This window comes from Pontixanthobacter rizhaonensis (assembly GCF_012972675.1).
Lineage (GTDB): Bacteria > Pseudomonadota > Alphaproteobacteria > Sphingomonadales > Sphingomonadaceae > Pontixanthobacter > Pontixanthobacter rizhaonensis.
This window is the reverse complement of record NZ_JABCRE010000002.1, coordinates 68,240-90,525: the sequence shown is the minus strand read 5'-3', so window position 1 is coordinate 90,525 and position 22,286 is coordinate 68,240. Positions and strand designations below refer to the sequence as shown.

Below are 22,286 nucleotides of genomic sequence, written 5' to 3'. Positions count from 1 at the left end.
CATGACCGATAATATTCTGATCCACAAATATGACCGCGTTGGTCATATTTCGCTCAACCGGCCCAAAGCGCTCCACGCGCTGACGCTCGATATGTGCCATGCGATCAGCACAGCGTTGAGCAACTGGGCTGATGATGACAGCGTTGAAGCCATCATTCTCGACCATGCCGGGGGTACACGCGGTTTTTGTGCAGGCGGTGATATCAATCTGCTGCGCAAATCTGCGCTGGAAGACAATGGCGTTATGGGCCGCAAGTTCTTTCATGATGAGTATCAACTCAATCACCAAATGATGGCTTATGCGAAGCCAATTGTGTGCTTCATGGACGGCATCACAATGGGCGGCGGTGTGGGCATTGCCATGCCCGCCAAATTCCGCGTCGCAACTGAGGCTACGCGATTTGCCATGCCTGAAACAGGGATCGGCCTGTTCCCGGATGTAGGCGGTGGCTGGCACTTGTCACGCCTTGGTGGGCGGCTGGGACAGTTTCTGGCTTTGACGGGTGCCCGCTTGGACGGTGCCGAGTGTCTGTGGGCAGGTCTCGCCACGCATTATGTGCCCAGCGAGATGGTCGCAGATGCCAAGGCGCGGATCATCGAAAAGCCGGATCGGATTGGCGGCGTTCTGTCCGAAATGGTCGGTAGTCCGCCCGAAGCGCGGCTGAAGAAGAACGCGGACAAAATAGCCAAGCATTTTGCCTCTGATCGCTATGAAGATATCCTCGCTTCGCTTGAAACAGCGATCGCAGAGAATGATTGCGAGTGGTCTACCAAAGAGCGCGACACACTAGGCACAAAGAGCCCGCAGACCTGCAAAGTGGCATTGCGCCAATTGGCCGAAAGCGCCGCCATGACCGACTTTGCGGACAATATGCGAATGGAATACCGCATTGGATCACGCGTTTTGGTCCGCCCTGATTTCGCCGAGGGCGTTCGCGCCGTTATCGTCGACAAAACACATGATCCCAAATGGAACCCGGCCACACCAGAGGAAGTCAGTGACGAGCTGATCGATTCGATTTTCGCGCCTCTGCCAGAAGGCGAGGAGTGGGTGCCGCTAGATTGATTAACCGTCATCCTGAACTCGTTTCAGGATCCACCCCTCCTCCAATTATCGGAGGTTCTTAATTGAGAAATGGATGCTGAAACAAGTTCAGCATGACGAAGTTGGAGAATAGAATGACTTACGAAACCATCCTGACTGAAACCGATGGCGCAGTGACCACAATCACTCTCAATCGTCCCAAGGCGCTCAACGCACTATCCAGTGTGGTGCTGGAAGAATTGATCGACGCTTTTAGCGCATATCAAGCAGATGACAGCCAGCTATGCGCCATCATCACCGGATCGGGCGACAAAGCCTTTGCTGCGGGCGCTGACATCAAGGAAATGTCGGATAAAGCCGCAGCAGATTTCTACCTCGACGATTTCTTCAGCCGGTGGACCAGCGATATCGTGAAGACCACGCGCAAGCCGTGGATTGCGGCGGTTAACGGCTTTGCACTCGGCGGCGGATGCGAGCTCGCTATGATGGCCGATTTCATCATCGCCAGCGAGAACGCGAAATTCGGCCAGCCGGAGATTAAGCTGGGCGTGGCCCCTGGTATGGGCGGCAGCCAGCGTCTGACCCGCGCGGTTGGCAAAGCCAAGGCAATGGAGATGTGCCTGACCGGCAGAATGATGGGCGCAGAAGAGGCCGAGCGTTCCAATCTGGTCGCCAAAGTCGTGCCGCATGATGATCTGATGGCAGAGGCCAAGAAGACGGCTGCCCTGATCGCATCCATGCCGCCAATGGCGGCCATCGCGAATAAGGAGATGGTCAACTCAGCCTTTGAAATGACTTTGGAACAAGGTGTTATCCAAGAACGCCGCCTGTTCCAAATCCTGACTGCCAGCGAGGATAAGGCGGAAGGAATGGCCGCCTTTATCGAAAAACGCGAAGGCCAATGGAAAGGGCGCTAACATGAAAATTGCATTTATCGGACTTGGCAATATGGGCGGCGGAATGGCTGCAAACCTTGTTAAAGCAGGCCATGAAGTAAACGCTTTTGACCTCAGCGCAGATGCACTCGATACCGCAAAGGACAATGGCTGCCGCACATTCATGGCGGCGCGGGATGCCGTTCAAGGTGTCGAAGCGGTCGTGTCGATGCTGCCCAATGGCGCAATTGTGAACAGCGTTTATGCGGAAGACGTGATTGGCTTGGCACCGGCAGGCGCTGTTTTCCTCGATTGCTCGACCATTGACGTCGCGACCGCGAAATCAGTCGCTGCAACCGCCACTGATGCGGGTTACGAGATGGTCGACGCCCCGGTTTCCGGCGGCATTGCAGCAGCCAATGACGGCACTTTGACGTTCATGGTGGGCGGGACACAAAGCGCGTTCAAACGTGCAGAGGCGATACTGAACGCAATGGGCAAAGCGGTGATCCACGCTGGCGATGCCGGTGCAGGGCAAACTGCCAAAATCTGCAACAATATGCTGCTGGCCGTCCATATGATCGGCACCTGCGAAGCGATGAAGATGGCGGAGAAACTGGGCCTTGATCCGCAGACTTTCTACGATATCAGTTCGCAATCGAGCGGCTATAATTGGTCGCTCAATGCCTACACCCCGATGCCCGGTGTTGGTGTGCCCAGCCCGGCGGATAATGCCTATCAAGGCGGCTTTGCAACGGCGCTGATGCTGAAGGATTTGCGCCTCGCAATGGAAGCGGCCGAAGGGTCAGACAGCGCGGTTCCGCTCAGTTCCCGTGCAGCGGCCTTGTATGAAGATTACAACGGTGCGGGCAACGGCCAGCTCGATTTCTCGTCCATTATCGGGACCTATTAATCTCGGTCAGGATCTGATCCAGCCACAACCGCGGCGCGCTGCGGCGTCCAATATTCGCGACGAATTCCTGACCACGTGCGACACTACGCAGGCGGCCTCCCCGCAGCCAGCGATCTGCCCGATCGTGGTAAGACAATCCGCCTCGCTTCAACCAGGCGGGACGGTGCCATAGGCTGGGCGGGCCGCCCGCCACAGTCAGTCTTAGCCCCGCACCATCATGCCGCGCGGTTTGTCCTTCGCCCACATAGATCACGTCATTCTTGGCGTGCAGGCCCAGCGCGTGCGGATGGCCGATGGCGGCAAATTTCTGCCGTTCAGTATCGCTGCATTGCGTCAGATCAACGATCCGCTCTATGATCTGATAGCCAAAGATGCGGTGATGCGGCTCACCCGTCGCCTCTTCCCGAAACAGGCCAAAAAACACGAATATATCACCGATGCCCACACCCTGATTGGCGAGATGGGTTTGCGCGGCGCTGCATTGGCCAAACAGGCACGTACCATCATCGCGAAACATGGGATCGTGATGGCAGAAGTCCTCGCCTGTCACCCTGCCCCGGCTTGCCGCATGGGCCAATTCAGCAAGCCCCAGATCAGCATAGGTAGTGACCGAGTGCCCGCCGCTGGGGATCGGTAAACTAATCGGGCAGCCATCCACTATCGGTGAAGCGCCGCCGCCAGCCGCGCTGTCAAAGCCCTTCCGGCTGAAAATTATGCGCATGGTCGGCCCGATGAATGGGTCACGGCACGCCCAGCGCAGCCGCTTCCCGCTTAAGCCGTTCGGCGTCATCCGGATTGGCAGCCACAGCATCTTTTAATGCCTGAGACGCCTTGTCGGGCTGCCCCAAAGTCATCCGGCTGCGCATGAGCATGACCCAGCCATCAGGGTTGTTCGGATTGGCACGCAGCTTGCCGTCCAGACTTTCGACCATGCCTTCCGCCATACCGCGTTGATCGGTCGGGGAAATGGCGCTGGCTGCCGCGATTTGTTCTTGCGAAGGCCCGGGAATTGCATTGCCAGCCGTCAACTGGGGTGCAGCTGGCCGCCCCTCATCCGCCTTCGCAATGGCACTATCGACAGCAATATTATTGATCTTGCCAACTTGGACAATGGTCTGGCGTAGGTTGGCTTCCCACGGTGCGCCGGGCGGTGTGTCTTTGAGCAATGCTGCCCAATCATTGATGGCCCCCTGATGGTCGCCCTCCAGATCTTTCTTCACCGCCAGAAAATACCGCGCACGCGCATCGGTTGGGTCAAGGCCGATTGCCTTTTCAAACGCTGTCACCGCTGCGTTGGGCATCGGATCGCTTTCGCTCGCCATCAAACGCGCTTCGCCTAACGATGACCACAGCACTGCATTGGTGTCATCACCCTCAATCGCTTGCCGATATGCCTTGGCGGCATCTTCAAACTGACCGCTTTCATAATAGGCGAAGCCCAATTCCTGCCACGCTCCGGCGTTGAGCGGGTCTTTCTCCGCCGCGGCGCGGAGCGATTCAAGTGTTGGCGGCCCCTCCGCCGTCGCCACTTCCGCCACTTCGGACGGGTCGCCCGACAGCACCCGGTATCCAATCGCACCGCCGGCCAGCACCACAGCCGCCAGCAATATGCCAAGGCTTTTACGGGAGACACCGCCGCCGCTCGAATTCTGTTTGGTTTCTTCAGTCATAGGCTGTTGGCTAACAGCGAAAAAATGGGCTGGCAATTGGCAGGATGTTTGCTCTGGCGAATTGTCGCGAAATGCCTATTATCGCCAGACTGACTTTGTAAAGTTGCGGGATCATCGGGGGGATGAATGCCGGAAACGTACCGCGTAGCGATTGTTGGATCTGGGCCAGCCGGGCTCTCAGCAGCCGCGCGTGCGGCGCAGTTGGGGATGAGCCATATCCTGATCGAAAAGACCGATCACCTCTCCGACACAATATACAAATACCAGAAGGGCAAGCACGTGATGGCGACGCCCAGCAATCTGGTGCTGCGCAGCGACGTTGATTTTGATGCCGGCAAACGTGAATTTATTTTGGACACGTGGGACCGCCAGATCGAAGAATGCAAAGCCAATGTCCGGCTGAATTCAGAAGTCACCGCGATTACCGGAACCACGGGCGCGTTCACTATCGAAATCAAGGGCGGTGAGACAATCCAGGCCGAGGCGGTTATCATGGCCATCGGCACCCAAGGCAATCCCAACAAGCTGCGCTGTCCCGGCGCCGATATGCCGCATATCCAATATCAATTGGATGACCCCGGCGAGTATTTTGACGAGCAAATCACAGTGGTCGGTTCGGGCGATGCGGGGATCGAAAACGCCTTAGGGCTGGCAGCCGACCCGGCACAGCGCAACATCGTAACGATCCTCAATCGCAGTGCTGAATTTGCCCGTGCGAAACCCGCCAATGTGACATTGCTGGAAGAAGCAGAACGCGATGGCCGCATATCTGTCCGGCGGGAAACGACGCCGACCGATGTGCGCGACAAACAGCTTGTGCTGGAAACCCGTGACGGAGCAGAAACCATTCCCTGCGACCGGATTATTGCGCGGACAGGATCCCAGCCGCCACGCGGGTTTGTCGAAAAATGCGGTATTGAGTTTACCAGCGAAGAACGCAGCGCTTTCCCCAAGCTCAGCCCCAGCTTTGAAACCACCCAGCAGGGCATCCATGTTATCGGCGCATTGGCCGGATATCCGCTGATCAAGCACTGCATGAATCAAGGCTATGACGTGGTCGAGTTCTTGAACGGTAATGCTGACTTAAAACCGGCCGACGAACCGATCCTGGCAGAAAAATTCTCTGCACTACCCGGCAACAGATCGGTCGATGAATGGCTGGAAGTGTTCCGGGAAAATATCGTGATTTTGCGGGAACTTTCACCGCTGCAAATGCGTGAATTGATGCTGGATGGCAGCGTCGCTGCTTTCGATGCGGGTGACGTGATATTTGTGCGCAATGACCCGGGCTCTTCCATGTTCGCCATTGCCGAAGGGTCCGTATCGGTCGAGGTCAATCCCGCTGATACTTCGATTACAGTCCCGATCGGCCGAGGCTCTATCTTTGGTGAAGTCGGCTTGATCTCTGGCCGCCGCCGCGGTTCAACCGTACGCGCAGCGGAGCCGGTTATAACGCTCGAACTGTCGCGGACAGCGGCGCTTAAACTTCTCGCAACCGCCCCAACCGCAGATCGCGCCGTCCGCCAGATCACGATTGAACGGCAATTGCTGCAAATGTTCGGTTCCGGCCTAACCCCGCAAGATGTTACCGAAATGGTTGAAGCGGCGGAAGCGGTCGAAATCCGGGCTGGTCAGAATGTGATCGAAGAGGATGCCGACGATACCGATTTCTACGTTATCCAACGCGGATCGATGATCGTCGAAAAAACCATTGGCGGAAAACCGGTTTTCCTGTCTTACCTGCCCGCCGGTTCATATTTTGGCGAAATGGCAGTCATCGACGGCAACCGCCGCAGCGCGACCGTCAAAGCCGCGATCAAATCGGAAGTGATCAAATTCCCCGGCGATGCATTTATGCGCTTGCTGGAACGCAATCCGAAAGTTCGCGAGCGCGCGCTGGCTGACATGGCATCCCGCCGCCAGATCAATGCCTTTGTCGAGGAACGCAAAGAGAGCTTTAGCGGTGCGGTTGATATGTATTCCGAAACCGCCAAATTCCTGATTGATAACGGGATTGGTGAAGCCACCGATGTGCTGTTGATCGACGAGACGTTATGCGTGGGCTGCGACAATTGCGAGAAAGCCTGCGCAGATAGTCACGAGGGATTGAGCCGGCTCGACCGGGAAGCGGGCCGGACCTATGCCCATCTGCACGTTCCAACATCCTGCCGCCACTGCGAGCACCCGCATTGCATGGCGGATTGTCCGCCCAATGCCATCAAACGCGGCGCGGACGGCGAAGTGTTTATCGACGAGACTTGCATCGGTTGCGGGAACTGCCAGCGGAACTGCCCATATGGCGTGATCCGGATGGACCCCAAGCCGCCTAAAAAGCCATCGCTTCTATCATGGTTGATGTTCGGCGCAGGGCCCGGCCCGGGCGAAGCAAGCTATAGCTGGCGCAAGAAAACGGCTCAGAAAAAGGGCCTTGAGCAAGCCAAGCTGGCGATCAAATGCGATATGTGTGCAGGGATTGATGGCGGTCCTGCCTGTGTCCGCGCTTGCCCCACTGGCGCAGCAATCCGTGTTGCGCCTGAAAAATTCCTGACCTTCACCAAATTGGCGGAGGATGTCGACTGATGGCGAGCAAAGCCGACAGTAGCAACTTCGCACAGGCGGAAAAACGCCGCGATACAGATCATGAGAGCTTTCTGGCGCATAAACGTATGCGGTGGCTTAAAATCTCTGCCGTGTTGTGCCTGATAGTGGTGATTTCATACTTCTTGGTTGATGTAGAGCCGCGCCATAATGGCGGAACGTGGTACGGATATACGCTGGGAACGATCGGCGCTTTGCTGATCGCTTGGCTGTCTGTCTTGGGCATTCGCAAGCGTAATATCAGCGAAGGCAAATGGAGCCTGAAGGCGTGGACCAGCGCCCATGTGTATTTGGGGCTGGCGCTGATCGTAATTGGCACCATGCACACCGGCTTCCAATTGGGCTGGAATGTCCACACGCTGGCATGGGCATTGATGATGCTGGTGATCGTATCGGGCATTTACGGGATTTCAGTCTATGCTGCCCTCCCCCGCGCGCTCAGCAACAATATGCGGGAGATGACCCGCAAGCAGATGGTGGAAGGTCTGGCCGCATTGGACCGCCAACTGGATAGCGCCGCCCAGCCGCTCGACCGGATGGAAGCCGACGCAGTAATCAATGCAACCCAGCAAGATGCGTTTCGCGCTGGGCTGTTGGCTCGGCTTACTGGCAGCTATCCGCGCTGCGCCACCAAACGCGCTTTGAAAGCGTTTCCCGATGGCGCGCTGAACAAGCATGAAGAAAAAGTCGCCAGCCTGCTAAGGAAGCGCAAATCACAGCTTGGCCAGATCAGACGGCATATGCGTTATAAGGCGCTGCTCGAAGTCTGGTTGTTCGTCCACATCCCTGCAACGATTGCACTGCTGGCTGCGCTGACCGCGCATATTGTCAGCGTGTTCTATTATTGGTGAGGCAGCGAGCATGACTTTCCTGATCCGCACCATCGATTTTACCGCGAGCGGCCGTGAGATTATTCGCGACCGGACGGCGGAGCAAAAGACGCTTTCCATTGGCCGTGCGTCTGAAAATGACATCCATTTGCCGGATCTGGCGGTGGAGCAAAACCACGCCACTATCCGTCAATCCGAAACCGGTTCGTTAATCGTCGAAGCCGCTGGCACAATGGGGTTCACCCATGACGGGCGCAAGACAAGCGCCGCAACCATTGATCCTTCAACAGGGGGCGAACTGGGTTTTGGCGCTTACCGGCTCCAAATCGCGCAGGATGGCGATGGACCGCCGGCAATTACCATCAGCCAAGTTGAAGCTGCACCCGAAGCGGACGATAATCTAGCCGGTTTTGCCCTCACCGCCGCACTGCCTAGCAAACGCGTAATGGCCTGGGCCGGTCTGGCGGCGATCCTGCTCGCCTTCCTTGCGATCCCGATTTACACCCACCTCAATCGTTCTACTGTCACTGGTGACTATGACCGCGCTGGGCAAGTCGTGATGGACGCCAGCTGGAGCACGGGCGCTCTCAGCACCGCGCATCACGGGCTGGAAGACAATTGCGAGGCGTGCCATGTCGAACCCTTCCAATCGGTGCGGGATGAAACTTGCCTGACCTGCCATGAAGGGATCGGCGATCACGCGGAAATCCCGCGGCAGAACACTGGCCGGGGCCCGCTATCCAAGGGCGATGAGATCCAATGGGCAATTGCCGATATGTTCGGCAAAGAAGGCCAAGGCTCCTGCACTACCTGCCACACCGAGCATGAAGGCGCTGGCCGGATGGAACCGACAGCACAGAAATTTTGCGCTGAATGCCATGACGGTATGGATAGCCGCCTAACCGATACGGCGCTCGCCAATGCCGCCGATTTTGGGGATGCCCATCCGCAATTCCAGGCCGTGTTCCACCCCACATTGGGTAGCGACGCGACTGCACGCATATCTTTGTCGAAAAATCCCAAAGAACAGCACGGCCTGAAGTTCCCGCACGAATTGCACATGAACAAGGCTGGCGGTGTCGCCCGGATGGCCAGCAATATCGGTGCTAAGCAAGGCTATGGAGACAGTCTGGTTTGCGCAGACTGCCATACCCCCACAGCGGATAAGAACAGTTTCCTGCCGGTCGATATGGAGGAGAATTGCGAGAGCTGCCACAGCTTGGTCTATGACCGTGTCGGCACAACTTTCCGATCATTACGCCATGGGAATGTCGCGCAGATGCAAGCTGATCTACGCGCGATGGACCGCGCTCCGCGGCGCCCGGTTACCACTGGCCGCCGCCGCCCGGGTGAATATGCACAAGGCGGGCGATATTATCAGAACTTTGGCCGACCCGCCCGATCTTACATCGCCGTCAACAGGGCACTCGCCCCCGATGGAGTCTGCGGCGAGTGCCACATTCCAACAACCAATAATGGCAAAGCGGATGTGATGCCCGTCCATCTGCGCGACAGCTATTTCATGCACGGCTATTTCGATCACAAAGCGCATGAGCAGGAAGATTGTACGACCTGCCACGCTGCCGATACATCCAAATCTGCCACCGATCTTCTGATGCCGGATATCGCCATCTGCCGCGACTGCCACTTGGGTGAGCAAGCCACTCAGGCAGAAGTCCCTTCCAGCTGCGCGATGTGCCATTCCTATCACCCCTCGACCGTTCCAGGTGCCCCGGGCAAAGATAAAGGCCGAAGCGATACAGTCGCACTCATCAGCAGGAAGCCAGACTAATATGCTGCGGAGGGACACATCATGTTGATCGCGCAAATGACCGATATCCACATCGGCTTTGATCCCGACGCCAAGCCGGAAGAATTGAACCGTATCCGGTTCCGCGCGACTCTGGATAGAATGCTGTCCGCGCCCAATCCGATCGATATGCTTGTGCTGACCGGGGACCTGACGGATCATGGCGATATTGATAGTTTTGAGAAGACCGCGGCACTGCTCGAAAAATGCCCGATGCCGATTTACGCCATACCCGGTAATCACGACAGCCGCGAAGGGATGCTGCACGCCTTCCCGGATACACCAACGCATGACGGCTTCCTGCAATATGCGGTCGAGAAAGACGGCTTGCGAATAGTGTTCCTTGATACGTTGGAAGTTGGCAGACATGGGGGCGGATTTTGCGACACGCGCCGCGAATGGCTCAAGGCAGAGCTTACCGCGCATCCAGAAACACCTACGTTAATCTTCATGCATCATCCGCCAGTTGTATCGGGTATTGGATGGATGGATCCCGGCCCGGAAGAACAATGGATGCTGAACTTTGCTGATGCAATTGAAGGGCACTCGCAGATTTTGGGTATTCATTGCGGACATTTGCACCGGCCGATCTCCACTCGATTCAGAGGTGTGCCACTTAATGTGACTCCGTCTGTCGCGCCGCTGGTGGCGATGGATTTGCGGCCGATTGATCCCGAAACGCCAGACAATCGCAACCTGATTACAACGGAACCGCCGCTTTATGCGATCCACCGGTGGTCCAATGGCGAATTGCTCACTCACTACGAAACGGTCAGTGATTGGGTGGTTCTCGCCCGTTACGACCCCAACTTGCAGGGTATGATCCAGGAAATGTTCGCCGAGCGAGAGTGAGCTTTCGGCCTTTGAGAATCGCCCATCAGCGCCATTTTCGGACAGTTGTAAAATCAGACTGACCTCAACTTGCCGCAGGAAACGCTCGCCACAGCAGCACAATCAGAGCGAAAATCAACGTGGTTCACTTGACAGACAGGTTTGTCTGAACAGTCAGGGGCCGCGCTGGATTTTACATGCAGTGTGGATGCCATAGGTCTTGCTTTGCAAGATGCGGGGGTGTTGACCTCTGATCACAGCTAAACTGGGGCGGCCTGTTATTGGGCCGCACAGGTGTGATATCAGTGGCTATAGTGTGAAGGAGTATTTTCATGAGTGTGATTTCTGTAAGGCCGGCAACGCTTGCCCTGCTCGCCGTGGCTACAATCGCCACGCCCACAGCCTTATCCGCGCAGCAACAGGACCTGCCTGACGGCGAAGTCATGACGACCGTTTATGGCGCACCGCCAGCTGATCTATCGGAAATGGCCGAAGGGCCCGAGATCGAAGGTTTCATCTCCGCGCGCAGCGGCGATAAAGTCCGCGTCACAACCGCAGATGGAACCTCCACCACAGTGCATATAAGCGAAGGTACCGAAATCAGGGCCAGCAAAGGCATTCTAGGTTTGGGGCGCACAAAGCTGGGTGCGGATGCGCTGCTTAACGGTCTGCCGGTCTCTGTGAAAACAGTAGAATGGGGCCGGGGATTGGTCGCAAGCCGCGTTAAATTTAAAAATACCGACCTCAAAACGGCTAGCATGATCCGCACTGGCACCAGCCAAGGATTTGCAGAGCAGACTGCCGCCACAGAAGCCCTTCGCGGGCGCTTTGGTGATATCGACCAATATAACATCAAGGGCACAGCCAATGTCTATTTCGACACTGGCAAGGCCGAGTTAGCACCCAGAGGCAAAGCCGATTTGTGTTCAACAGCCGCTGCCGCGGAACGTACAGACAATGCGCTGCTTCTGGTTGTCGGATATACCGACTCTACAGGCAGCCAAGAAGTGAACCAGCGTCTGAGCGAGAAACGTGCCAGCAGCGTGGTCAATTATCTGCAACAAGCTTGCGGATGGAAACCATACCGGATGCTGACACCAACAGGTATGGCCATGGCTGATCCCGTGGCAAGCAATGATACAGAAGCGGGTAAGGCCCAAAATCGCCGCGTGGCAGTCAACATTTTGGTCAGCAAAAGTGTAGATGGCCTGTAAGTGATATGGGGTGGGCCTTGCTCACCCCCTCCTTCTCAGCCTTACCAATCTGGTCTCGATATCTATCCAGGGCCATTACTGTCCCATCATCGGGGCACGGCCAGATTTCCAAGGACCGCCAACCCATGCGCTCATGTCGGGTTCGTCGCTCACCTTCCACGGCACGCCGCCGCCGGTGAGGAACAGTTTTTCCATTTCTTCGCGCTTGAACGGGCGCGATCCCAGCCTGCCGAATACAGCCATTTGTCCGCCGGTTTCATCCACTGCCCGGTCACGGTCCAAACCTTTGGACAACGATATGGATGGCGACTTCGTTTTGGCAAAGGCGATCAATTCGGGCACGGGCGCTGGGCTAAATCCATAGAAATTGGGCTGGCTGTCAGGGCTGGTCAATTGTAGCACTTTCATCCCGTTCACACCATCCGCCACATACGCAAACAACGATGCGTTGGTGGAGGCCACGATCACATCCTCGACATCATTCATCGTGCCGCCGAAAGTTTCCTTCTTATAGACTGACGGGGCCAGTGGCCGGGTTATATCAATAATCACCAATCCTTCCTGCTTGCCTGCGACATAGGCATAGGTCCGCGCTAGATAGAGCCGCTGCGCATTGGCGAGCGGCACCGTTGCCTCTGGGCGCAGAACAGGATTGCGCATATTGGTGACATCGAACAGTTTGACGCCTTCTGCATCCGTAACCCACAAATAGCGGAACTGGATTGCACTGGCCCGCGCATCTTGCATCTCACGCACGGCGGAGATTTGCGGATTTTTGGGGTCTGCCAGATCGACCACAACCAAGCCCCGATCAGATGTGATGAAGGCAATTTCACCTGCCAGATGCACATGCCGCGCGCCGGTAAGAACGCCGCTTTCATTCCAAGCCGTGGAACCGTCAACAAACTTCATCCGGGTCAGCTTGTTATTGCGAAACTCGCCGTCGCCCATCGTATTGATATTGACGAGGATCAGCCCCTCTTCAGCATCGGTCACAACGGCGTAATTGTAGATCGGCAGGAACGGTTGTTCCTGATTTTCGTCACGCATTTGTTCGGTATTGCGAAGCGGATTGATCGGTTGATTGGTTGCCAGTGCCATGCAGGTGGCGTTCTTGGTGTCGACAATCGTATCATGGCCAAGCGCGCTGAACGGCGCGGTTATGATCCGTTCGGAAATCCCCTTATTGGCGATGCTCGCAATGTCATAGACAGCGAAACCGCCCTTGCCTTCTGCCACATACATATACTCGCCGCGCATTTGCAGGCAGCCAACGCGGTCGCTTGTTCCCTCGTGAACATTGGCAAATTCTTCAAATGCCTTGGTTTCACCCGATAGATCTTCGTCAAAGGCTTTGCCGCGGACCCAGTCTTTCAGCTCGCGATTATTGTCATCGACGAATTGCTTATAATAGTCGGGATACGCATATTTGTGCAGATACGAACCCAGCACAGCCTGCGGTTCATCCCATTCGGTCACGCGCACAGCCTCAAACCCGCCCTCCAGACCGGTCCACGCATTCATCCCGACAAAGTTCACATAATTTGTGCCCAGCAACAGCAATTGCGCCATGATCGCATTATTGTCATCCGCCTCTGACAAGTGGCAATCCGAACACGTCTTGGTTTCCGTCATACGGACTGTATGCGGGAAATGCGGGGCGAAAGCCTGACTGCTGAAACCAATGGCAGAAACCGGCGGTTGCTGCACATAGATCCGCTCGCGGTTGATGTTGGTGGAGGATAGAACCAACGCCGAGGTGGAACGTACCGGTGCGACTTGATTGCCCTTTGTGGTCTGGTGCTTGCCCAATTGGAACATCTGATCGCGCGCGACTTGCGGATTATAGGTCGCAAAATTCCGCGTCTCACCATTTTCATAGTGATGATCTTCGGTTTTCCAGTTTGCCTCAATAGGCAAGTGGCACCCGCCACAGCTGGTGGTCCAGCTCAGGTGGCAGGTAAAGCATGCCATCTCGCCTTCTTCATGGGCACGGTCACCCTTGGCTATACCGGTTCCGAATTCAAACTTGCCTGTTTCCGCACCGCTGCGCGCCATCAATTTGGCCCGTGCGGCTTTGGCATTGAAGTGCGGCGATGTGTTGTCGACGGCGTCTCTCGTCAGGCTGACTTTCCACTCCAGCTTTGGATCAACAATGGATCGCTGGGTCAGTTCACGCCGGCCCATTTCATCATATGTCCATTCAAACCGGCGTTGGCCGTCCGGATTGCGCAGCAGAGACAGATCATTGCCTTTGGGCGGCGCAGCGGGTCCGCTTGTGCGCAGCGTCGGATAGGCATCGGCTGTACCGTGGCAGTCTTTACAGCCAATCTCGATCGCATTGGCGACCTCTCCGTAAATCATCCCGTTACCGTGGCTGTCCTGCGCATAATGGCAATCCGCGCATTGCATCCCGACCTCGGCGTGGATGCTCATCAAATGGACAGATTTACCAGGGTTTACGCCCGGCTCCACGAACTTACCCTCGCCTTCCTTGCGCCATTTCTCGGGGTCATCATTAGCAACAATATTGCCGTCTTTATCCAGCAGATTGCCCTCACGATCACGCTTGAAAACACCGCGGAAATTCCAGCCATGACCGTGATAATCGGCAAATTGCGTATCGTTGAGATCTTCATTGAGGTCATAAACATTGCGCAAGAAGTCGAGATCAGCCCATTTGCCCTTGGGTGACGCCCCTTCCGGGTTGCGGTCGAGCACTTTGCGGACTTCTTCGGCGGTGGGGTATTTCTGTTCTTTCGGCCACATCGCCGGGGCGTCAGATTCGTAATCCCACATCGTGTAGCCAAGGTAGCTATTCAGGAAAATATTAGGCTGATGCATATGGCAATTCATGCATTGGGCAGTCGGGATGGAGCGCGTGAACACGTGCTGGATCGGATGCCCTTTTTCTTTCACCGCGCCTTTATCGCCACCATCGGAATGATCATCAGCATGACCATCGCCGGGCTGTTTCAGGCCGCCGTGACCACCAGCTTTTTCGCCGTGATCATCGCCGTGACCGTAACCGTCTTTCGGCTCCATCTTACCAGAAATGGTCGGATCAACCGTGGCTGTCTGCCCGTCACGGCCATATTTTGCGTAGGTCAGGCTGTGGCGCGGTTCGCGGTCATTGGCGTAAACGACATGACACGCCGCGCAGCCCGAATGGCGATAATCACCCGGCTGATCATTCGTGCCCATAAACCACATAAACGGATCATTGAGCCGGGTTTTGTGAATATTGAGCACCGGAATCGCCACCCGTAGGCCGGTTCCCATCCCGCGATTGCTTTGCTTCAAATCGGGGCGTCCGGGTTCTTCAAGACGCTGGATGCTGCCGGTCGGGTTGGGAAGGCCGATCTCGGGGAACTGGGAATTGATCGTCCGTCCGCCGCGCTCGAACACGCGGAACACATCACCCGGCGGTGTGACTTGCCAAGCTGGTAACGGGTACATTTCCGCAATCGCACCGCGCGCGCGCTGTGTTTCTGTAAGAGTACCCGGAGGCGCACCGGGAGAGACCAGTTTCGCTGGCTTGCCATCACGGGTAAACGCTTGGCCGAAGATGTAATTTTTATAAGGCGCGATCCCGTTATTATACGATGCGCCGCCCCACAACATCGCGCCGGTGGCCATGATTGATCGCTCACCCGCCTCAATGATTGGCAAGTGGCAGGCCCCGCAGCTTTCACGCGCTACACGGTAATCGCTCGGGTTCACAAACCGCACAAATTCAGGCGATTCCTTATTAAGCAGAGTATAGGTCCGCTTGGGGTTTGCGCTGCTCGGATAATGCCAGCTCGATGGGTATTTCGGCAGAACGTGTGCCTTCTCCCGCGCCGCAACATAGAGCGGATCGTCATGCTCCAGTTCGCTGTTACCTTGAATTTTTGGGTTACCGCCGTGGCAATCCACACAGCCCAAGCGCACCGCCGGCGTTGTATGCATGGTTGGCGCATCGGTTTTGACGTGACACGAATAGCAGCCATCGGATTTGGCCATCATTTCTTCCAACGTCTGCTGCGCGGGCGCTGGGGCCGCGATGACGCTGCTGTAATCGCGTTCAACAGGTTTCTCGCCCGATGCTGCTTGGGTTTGGCCAGAAAACAGCATAGCCCCGCCCGTGCTGAGCAGGGCGAAACACAGGATCAAGAAACGTAAAGCGCGCATCAGTAGGTCAAAATCACATTTGCGAGCACGGAATAATAGGTTCCGTCATTGCCCAAGGTACCAAAGAGGTCGTCAAATCCATCACCCGACAGCAATGCCGCGCCAGACAGGCGGAAAACGATGTTCTGTGTCGCTTTGGGTCGCCAGATTGCCGCGGCGGACAAATCCCAACCAATGCTTTTGGGGATGCTGCCTTCATTACGCAGCGCTTGCAGCGTCGCAGTGTTTTCAAACCACAAATGATTGGCATTGGTCGACAAGCGGAATTCCGGGGTCAGATCAAAATCAGCACCTGCGCCCACCAGCATCAGGCCCGGATTATTGAAATTCGATTGCCCTTGCTCTTTTGAAGGACGCAGCGAATTGAGCAAACCGTTGCGATTGTTCACAGCGATATTGCGCCCGCCCCCCGCAAACGGAATCGTCTGGCGGATCCAATAGGATGTGTCCGCGCCAGCAAAAATCGGGTTTTCAAACACAGCGTCATAGCCGGTTTCGACATCATCATAAGGATCGCCATCACCGCTTGCATAAGCAGCTGACAGGCGGAACCGCATCCAATCCCGGTCATAACTGGCCTCTGCAGCGCCAAAATATGCGCGGATATCCGCCGGACGATCGGTGAAGAAGCTGTTCCTGTCCTCCCCGAACACACCATAGGCACTGGCGGTCAGATTGATCCGGCCGATCCGGCCATCTGCGTTGTAACCGACATAGAACGCATCGTAATCCCGACCGCGCAATGTCCCCAACAAGGCGGGGCGCACTGGAAATCCATTGTCGTCAATCTGGACATCATCGCCTTCGCGATTGCGGTTATACGCCACCGTTATCTGGCTGGTGAGCGCGGGGATCAGAAAATCCTGGCGGTATGCGTTTGCGATAAACAAGAAGTCATCGCGCGGGCTTTGCAGCACCGCATTCAAACCGCTGTTGGTGTCTTTTTCCAGCCGCCAAAAGGCCGCAACATTATATTGGAAACGGTTATTGTCGCGCGTGCCGAAGAACCGCAGGCCGAGCTGCTGATCCTGAAACAGAAATCCGCGAAAGTCTGCCTGGAATGGCTGTATCCCGATCCGGAAACTGTCAAAATCATACCGGTCAGATGTGTTCCGGATGTGATAATCAAAAAACAATTCCTGCACACCCACGAAGTGGTCAAGACGGCTGGATTTGCGGCTCGGTTCAACCAGCAATACACGCCGTTCGGGCACATCGACATAGTTTACATTGAAGGCCAGCGTGGCGCGGTATTCAACGTCTGGTGGCTTGTAGGCAGTGTTCCCCTTTAGCAGAGCGAAACCTGCCAAAAATGTCTGCGACAGGACCAGACTTTCAGGATCTCCGAACACGTCAATACGGTCGGGATCCTCGGTTGTTTGCACACCCACGGGAATCGGGAAAGTGCGCGGTTCAATCACGCTATCGCTGATCACATTGGCGACGAAGAACCAGTCCTTGCCTTTGATCGGCAACCACGGAACTTTGGCCGGGTTGATTGGCCGGTCCCCCTTATACGTGTTCTGGTTATACGGATCCCACCATTTTTCTGTCACCAATCCCAGCGATTCAATCAGACGCCACCTGTCTGGAATCGGGATTTGATCGGTGGGGAATGCTTCCGGCGGCGGAGTGCGGAAGGCACCTTCGTTTGTTTGGTCAATCCTATCCGGCAAAGGCCCGGTATAGCCCGGGCGGCGGCGGCCATCGATGGAATCGTTATCCACGGGCGGCGGGGCATCCGGCTCCACCTCGATTGTGTTTTCCGTGCGGCTCTCAACAGGCTCAAGTTCGCCCGGGCGTTGGCGTCTCTCCGCCGGGGGAACCAATGCCCCGCGATATGTTTGCCCATTCCCCTGCCGGTATTGCTGGAACGCAGCGGCAAAACTATCCGGACTGTTCACGAGGCCGGGGGCAGCAGAGGCATCAGGATGAGCAAATACGGCGAATGCGCTATCGAAAGAGCCATCCATTGCGTCGGCAGCGCTGAGGGCAGGCTCTGCAGCCGGCGCGCTGTTCAGGATCAAAGGCAGGACGAACGCGACGCTCACTAAAGCCCCTCGCAAACGTTATTTGCGGGATCATCAAGGAACGGAGCGAAAGGACAGTTCACATAGCGCAGGCGAGTTGTCCGGCCACCGACGGTCACAGCGATCCGATCAGCCCGAATATCATTCGGCGCATTGCCAATGCCCCCGACCCTTAGGCCCGCATTATGCAGCCCCAGGAAGCTCACCATATCATCCTGATCGATACCATCGCCCGACACACCAATGCCGCCAATCAGCTGATTGCCGCGATAGATTGGAACAGACCCAGGGAATATCTGCATTCCGTTCGCCAGTTCCTTGGTTCCGCCCGCCCCAGAGGGAACTGCGGTACACTCTCGCGGCGTGTCCGCATTGGCTCCGGTGACAAAACCCAGATGCGTTACAATGTTGCCAGCGATGAGATCGCTCTGAATCCCCACGGCAAAAGGGCTGAACTTTGATGGCACTTCGACCGATAGCGGCCCCGGAATGGGCCCGACTTCACCATCGGGGAAATAGGGGCGGGCCAAATTACCACCAGATCGGTCGGCAAAGGCAAAAGTACCGGTCAGTGCTGTCGGATCATTGAGGAAATCGCCCACCCGTTGAACATAGCCAGACACAGGGGCCGGTGCGCCAAGTAATTGCTGTGCTGCGGTCGCACTGGAGAAGAACGTCGCGGTACGCGCTTTTTGCAGTGACACATCCGTGCCGAAGATCGGTCCATCGGGCGACCGCACCAGACCAAGGATCGCACCATTCGTGTCCACCAGACTGATGGTGGCTTGCATTCGGCTGTCCAGCGGGCGGCGGATCTGTGCGCGGGCGCGGGAAAGGACAGCGAATGCTTCTTCCAAAATGGCCTGCGATTCTGCGGCGCTAAGGGGTGTTCCAACAGTGCCCGCATCGGTACCGCCGCGGATCGGGAAGCGCGCTGTTCCACTACCGTCGGTGAGAACATACGCATCCGGATTGGAAAATTCAGCAGTGGTGCTGCGCCGGACACCCGACGTTTCTGATCCATATGCCGTCCCAGCGCGCACCGCGCCATTTGTGTATCCGGTGACCGCGACAAGCGCGCCTGCCGGGCCATTCACTGCACCAAAGCTGGTTTGCAAAGGTGACAGATCAGCAATTGTCATATCACTGAAGCGGAGAGACGTACCGTCAACGGGAATCCGGTCTGCGGTGATCTCTAGCGGAGGGGCAAATCCTTGAATACCCGCTAGGGCAATCGCCTCTTCATCATCCACGTCGATGTCGATAATGTTAGGATCAAAGCCATAATCCCCATCGCCCGACACACCGATACCGCCCACAACCACACCGTTTTTGTAGATCGGGAAACCGCCGGGATCAGCCGCCAAACCCAGTGGCGAACGCTTAGGCCCGATCAGCGCGCCGGGGCCCGCCGCAATGAAGCGCGAGGACAAGTCAGAGCATGGCAGCTGGCTAAATTGCACACCAAAGAGCGGGCCGCTTTCCAAGCCCACAGTGTTGGGTGCGGGGGGAAAGTGCTCCTGAACGATCTGGCTCGCCGTGCGGGTAGAGAACGCATTGCCCCCACTGGAAAGATAAGCCCCTGTTATGGCTTTCGCGATGGCAGCAGTGCTGTTCGGCACATCCGCGCCTTGCAAACCGATTTCATCGCCGATTGCAGCCATTCCGCCAATCTGCTGCCTGCTAAGCTGCGTGGTGGCTGGTGCACCGGTCATATTAAACACGGCCAAGACGTTTCCGACACGGTCAGTCACAGCGATAGTTGACGGTAGATTGCGGGCCTGTGCTTCGCCAATGGCTTGGGCCAGAATTTGCTGCACTTCCGCAACAGAGAGCGATTCCGTAGCAGGATCAGCGAATAGCCTGTCAGGCGCAGGAGGGGTCGGCGTAGGTGCAGGGGTGCCGCCAACCGGAGATGACGGAGAGCTGCTGCTATCACCGCCGCAGCCAGCCAGCGCCAAAGCCAGGGCAGCGGCAAAACAACCAGAATGTCCGGCTCTTACAGCCATCAGCGTAAAGCCCCGATAGAGCGGGCAGCCTGCCCCAATGATGCCCTGAAAGCCGCCGGACGATACGTCTCCGGGCTGCGCACTGCGGCATAGGCGCGATTAATATTCGCACGGATGCCTGCTGCTGCACCGACCGTAATCGTACCGTCACGAACCATCGCGTTCAGCATAGTATCAACCGCCATGACCGCTTGAGCAGAGCCGGCATAGTCAGTGAAACGCGGCGCTGTAGCGGTATTGGCAATTACCCGCACAACCGCGAAAGCATCTCCGCCAGAATATCCGCGCTGGGCAAGCGCAGAGGACAAAGCAGCGGACTCGCTCCGCAGTTTTTTCGCAGCCGCGACTGCTTGGCTGCGCCCCTGCCCCATTGCCCGGTGAAAATTTTTGCTGGCAGCATCGAAAGCTACCGCACGGCCCGGCGCGAATGTGCGCGCAGCGGCGGAGAGCATGATGATATTCTCGTCATTATAGGGCGCGAGACCAAATGGAATGGGCCGCCCCGGATTGGTTTCAAAGGTCAGCTTGCGCTTGGGGCCATCGGAAATATTCCGGTGGCAGCTGTGACAATCATAGAAGTAATATTCGGGAAAAACGCCTTCGGTCCCATATGCCTCGCGTGAGAACAAATCGGTTGATCGGCGCACTGCCTCTGCCTGACCAACCGCCCACAAACGGACACTGTCTGTCCGGCCTTTGCGCGCGACATAATCGCCATCCTCGTCATGATGTTGCTGGAGCGCGGAAAACAAATCCAGCTCAAATGTCACACGCGGATGACCCGCTGCCATCATAGAGTGCGTGACGAACTGGTTTCCATCAGCGCTGCCATAATGGCAATCGAGGCAGATTTTCGCGCGGACTTGCGGGTTCTTAAGCGGCGTCAACCCTGCTGCGACATTGGAAGCATGGGTGGCTGGTGCGGCATAATGGACGGCGAGCCAGTTGGACGATGGGCCATGACAGGTCTCGCAGCCTACCCCGTCAGCGGTCAAAAAACGCGGACCGCGCTTCGTTTCGGGGACATAGGTTGCATGGCAGCCAAGACAGGCTGGCGCAGATGTCGCAGCGCCCAAGCCAAGGCTGGCCGCAATTTGCTTGCCGCGCGGTGATGCCAACACAGCATAGGCTCTACTATGCGAACCACTGGCCGAAGACGGCTCCTGCCAGGTCGCGATTTCATCCTGCCGAACAATTTCACCATTGCCCTCCGCGCGCCCATGGCACGTGGAACCGGCGCATGTGGCCACACCTTCATAGCGTGCACCGCTAGATGATTGGGCGTCTGCTTCAGAAAAACCGCCAAAGAAAAACACCGCAAGCGCCAAGAATGGCACTGCGAGAAAACTATATGCCGATAGCCGAATTCGAGTCACGAACTATCCCCCCTGATGGTGCATCCTAAGCGGAAGGCACCGCTCTGCAAGAGGCTCGTGAAAAAGTACGCTGTTCCGCAGCACACAAAACCAGCTGCTGCCGGCATTTTCGCACTACAAGTCTGTACGTCCTCCACATTGCCCCCTCAGACAGTATGATCAAATTGGCAGCGGCCGATCCCAGGGCGCGCGGTCCACCCTGGCCCTACATCAGTGTTTCGGCCAACAACTCCAACTGCGCATTACAGCCCTTCTCGATCAAAACTTCGGCCAGCGCCTCTGGCGTTTCTGGCGGCGATGCAATCGTAGCGAAAGTCATTTCCTGCGCTTCACCGTCACCTGGCCCCGTAATGGTGTAGCTGGCCCCTTCAGTCAGCGGCATACGCGCGGCATCCCAAGCTGTTGTCATTTGGCCGTCAGGAAAGCTGACATGGATATGATCGGTCGAGCTTCCGCTCGCAAAAACATAGGTAGAGGCACCTTCCATTCCCGGACGCCACATACGCACGGCGGACAAATCAGACACACACATCGTGCCTGATTTGGAAACATCCACCCACCAGAGGTTGGGACTGGTCATCGACATAACGGTATCGCCGCGCGATGCCCCGACACGGGCCCGCGAGGCAGAGCGTTGCTGCGTCAAGGTCCGGAATGCGGCGCGGCGGCTGCTTCCGCGCGCCGAAACACGGTGCGTTCCGGGACCGCTGATGACACGCGTACTGCCGTTAGACAGCACCGTTACCTTGTCGCCAGATTTCAGGGTGATGCGGCCATTATCATCGACCTTCTTTCCAACAGGAAACTGCGATGCTGACGGACCGCTGGATTTAACAACCACACCAGCGTCAGCAGCTTCAGGCATGATCATTGCACCTGCGGCAGCAACGCAGGCTGCTGACATCATAAGGT

15 protein-coding genes are annotated in these 22,286 nt (G+C 56.7%); 8 read left to right on the top strand and 7 right to left on the bottom strand.

Features of this window, described 5'->3' with window-relative positions; all coding sequences use genetic code 11:
• The first annotated feature begins 1 nt into the window (after position 1).
• The 3 genes from HKD42_RS00340 to mmsB all read left to right on the top strand — a co-directional run bounded on the left by HKD42_RS00340 (position 2) and on the right by mmsB (position 2,833).
• A complete protein-coding gene (locus HKD42_RS00340) occupies positions 2 to 1,066 on the top strand; it encodes an enoyl-CoA hydratase/isomerase family protein (protein ID WP_170009253.1) in 1,065 nt (354 codons plus the stop codon).
• Positions 1,067 to 1,179: 113 nt separating this feature from the next.
• On the top strand, positions 1,180 to 1,962 hold the full coding sequence (locus HKD42_RS00335; RefSeq protein WP_170009251.1) for an enoyl-CoA hydratase-related protein: 783 nt from the start codon (positions 1,180 to 1,182) through the stop codon (positions 1,960 to 1,962).
• Positions 1,889 to 2,833 carry a 3-hydroxyisobutyrate dehydrogenase gene (mmsB, locus tag HKD42_RS00330; protein WP_484573241.1) on the top strand — a complete coding sequence of 315 codons (945 nt, stop codon included), beginning with the start codon at positions 1,889 to 1,891 and terminating at the stop codon, positions 2,831 to 2,833. The genes HKD42_RS00335 and mmsB overlap by 74 nt, the downstream gene beginning before the upstream one ends.
• Here the strand turns inward: mmsB and HKD42_RS00325 are convergent.
• The gene (locus tag HKD42_RS00325) at positions 2,817 to 3,554 is read right to left on the bottom strand and encodes an Nmad3 family putative nucleotide modification protein (protein WP_170009247.1); all 738 of its coding nucleotides are present in this window, start codon (positions 3,552 to 3,554) and stop codon (positions 2,817 to 2,819) included. The two genes, mmsB and HKD42_RS00325, sit on opposite strands and share 17 nt — an antisense overlap.
• Positions 3,555 to 3,573: 19 nt before the next feature.
• Positions 3,574 to 4,503 carry a tetratricopeptide repeat protein gene (locus HKD42_RS00320; RefSeq protein ID WP_170009245.1) on the bottom strand — a complete coding sequence of 310 codons (930 nt, stop codon included), beginning with the start codon at positions 4,501 to 4,503 and terminating at the stop codon, positions 3,574 to 3,576.
• Between the two features lie 126 nt (positions 4,504 to 4,629).
• Here HKD42_RS00320 and HKD42_RS00315 point away from each other — a divergent pair, with 126 nt between their 5' ends.
• From HKD42_RS00315 to HKD42_RS00295, 5 genes are all read left to right on the top strand, one after another.
• Positions 4,630 to 7,083 carry an NAD(P)-binding domain-containing protein gene (locus tag HKD42_RS00315; RefSeq protein WP_170009243.1) on the top strand — a complete coding sequence of 818 codons (2,454 nt, stop codon included), beginning with the start codon at positions 4,630 to 4,632 and terminating at the stop codon, positions 7,081 to 7,083.
• Positions 7,083 to 7,952 carry a hypothetical protein gene (locus HKD42_RS00310; RefSeq protein WP_170009241.1) on the top strand — a complete coding sequence of 290 codons (870 nt, stop codon included), beginning with the start codon at positions 7,083 to 7,085 and terminating at the stop codon, positions 7,950 to 7,952. The genes HKD42_RS00315 and HKD42_RS00310 overlap by 1 nt, the downstream gene beginning before the upstream one ends.
• Positions 7,953 to 7,962: 10 nt before the next feature.
• A complete protein-coding gene (locus HKD42_RS00305) occupies positions 7,963 to 9,723 on the top strand; it encodes a cytochrome c3 family protein (RefSeq protein ID WP_170009239.1) in 1,761 nt (586 codons plus the stop codon).
• A gap of 21 nt (positions 9,724 to 9,744) precedes the next feature.
• Positions 9,745 to 10,593: a phosphodiesterase gene (locus HKD42_RS00300; protein ID WP_170009237.1), complete on the top strand. Its 849-nt coding sequence runs from the start codon at positions 9,745 to 9,747 to the stop codon at positions 10,591 to 10,593.
• Between the two features lie 311 nt (positions 10,594 to 10,904).
• Positions 10,905 to 11,786 carry an OmpA family protein gene (locus HKD42_RS00295; protein ID WP_170009235.1) on the top strand — a complete coding sequence of 294 codons (882 nt, stop codon included), beginning with the start codon at positions 10,905 to 10,907 and terminating at the stop codon, positions 11,784 to 11,786.
• Positions 11,787 to 11,861: 75 nt separating this feature from the next.
• Here the strand turns inward: HKD42_RS00295 and HKD42_RS00290 are convergent, their stop codons facing one another.
• From HKD42_RS00290 to HKD42_RS00270, 5 genes are all read right to left on the bottom strand, one after another.
• Positions 11,862 to 15,902, bottom strand: a complete 4,041-nt coding sequence (locus tag HKD42_RS00290) for an LVIVD repeat-containing protein (protein WP_425500374.1) — start codon at positions 15,900 to 15,902, stop codon at positions 11,862 to 11,864.
• Positions 15,903 to 15,958: 56 nt separating this feature from the next.
• Complete coding sequence (locus HKD42_RS00285; protein WP_343042099.1) at positions 15,959 to 18,010, bottom strand: hypothetical protein; 2,052 nt, start codon at positions 18,008 to 18,010, stop codon at positions 15,959 to 15,961.
• Positions 18,010 to 19,998 carry a heme-binding protein gene (locus HKD42_RS00280; RefSeq protein WP_170009230.1) on the bottom strand — a complete coding sequence of 663 codons (1,989 nt, stop codon included), beginning with the start codon at positions 19,996 to 19,998 and terminating at the stop codon, positions 18,010 to 18,012. The genes HKD42_RS00285 and HKD42_RS00280 overlap by 1 nt, the downstream gene beginning before the upstream one ends.
• Positions 19,998 to 21,314: a multiheme c-type cytochrome gene (locus HKD42_RS00275; RefSeq protein ID WP_425500373.1), complete on the bottom strand. Its 1,317-nt coding sequence runs from the start codon at positions 21,312 to 21,314 to the stop codon at positions 19,998 to 20,000. Before HKD42_RS00275 ends, HKD42_RS00280 begins: the two co-directional genes overlap by 1 nt.
• Positions 21,315 to 21,579: 265 nt before the next feature.
• Positions 21,580 to 22,281: a hypothetical protein gene (locus tag HKD42_RS00270; RefSeq protein WP_170009228.1), complete on the bottom strand. Its 702-nt coding sequence runs from the start codon at positions 22,279 to 22,281 to the stop codon at positions 21,580 to 21,582.
• Positions 22,282 to 22,286 lie beyond the last annotated feature (5 nt).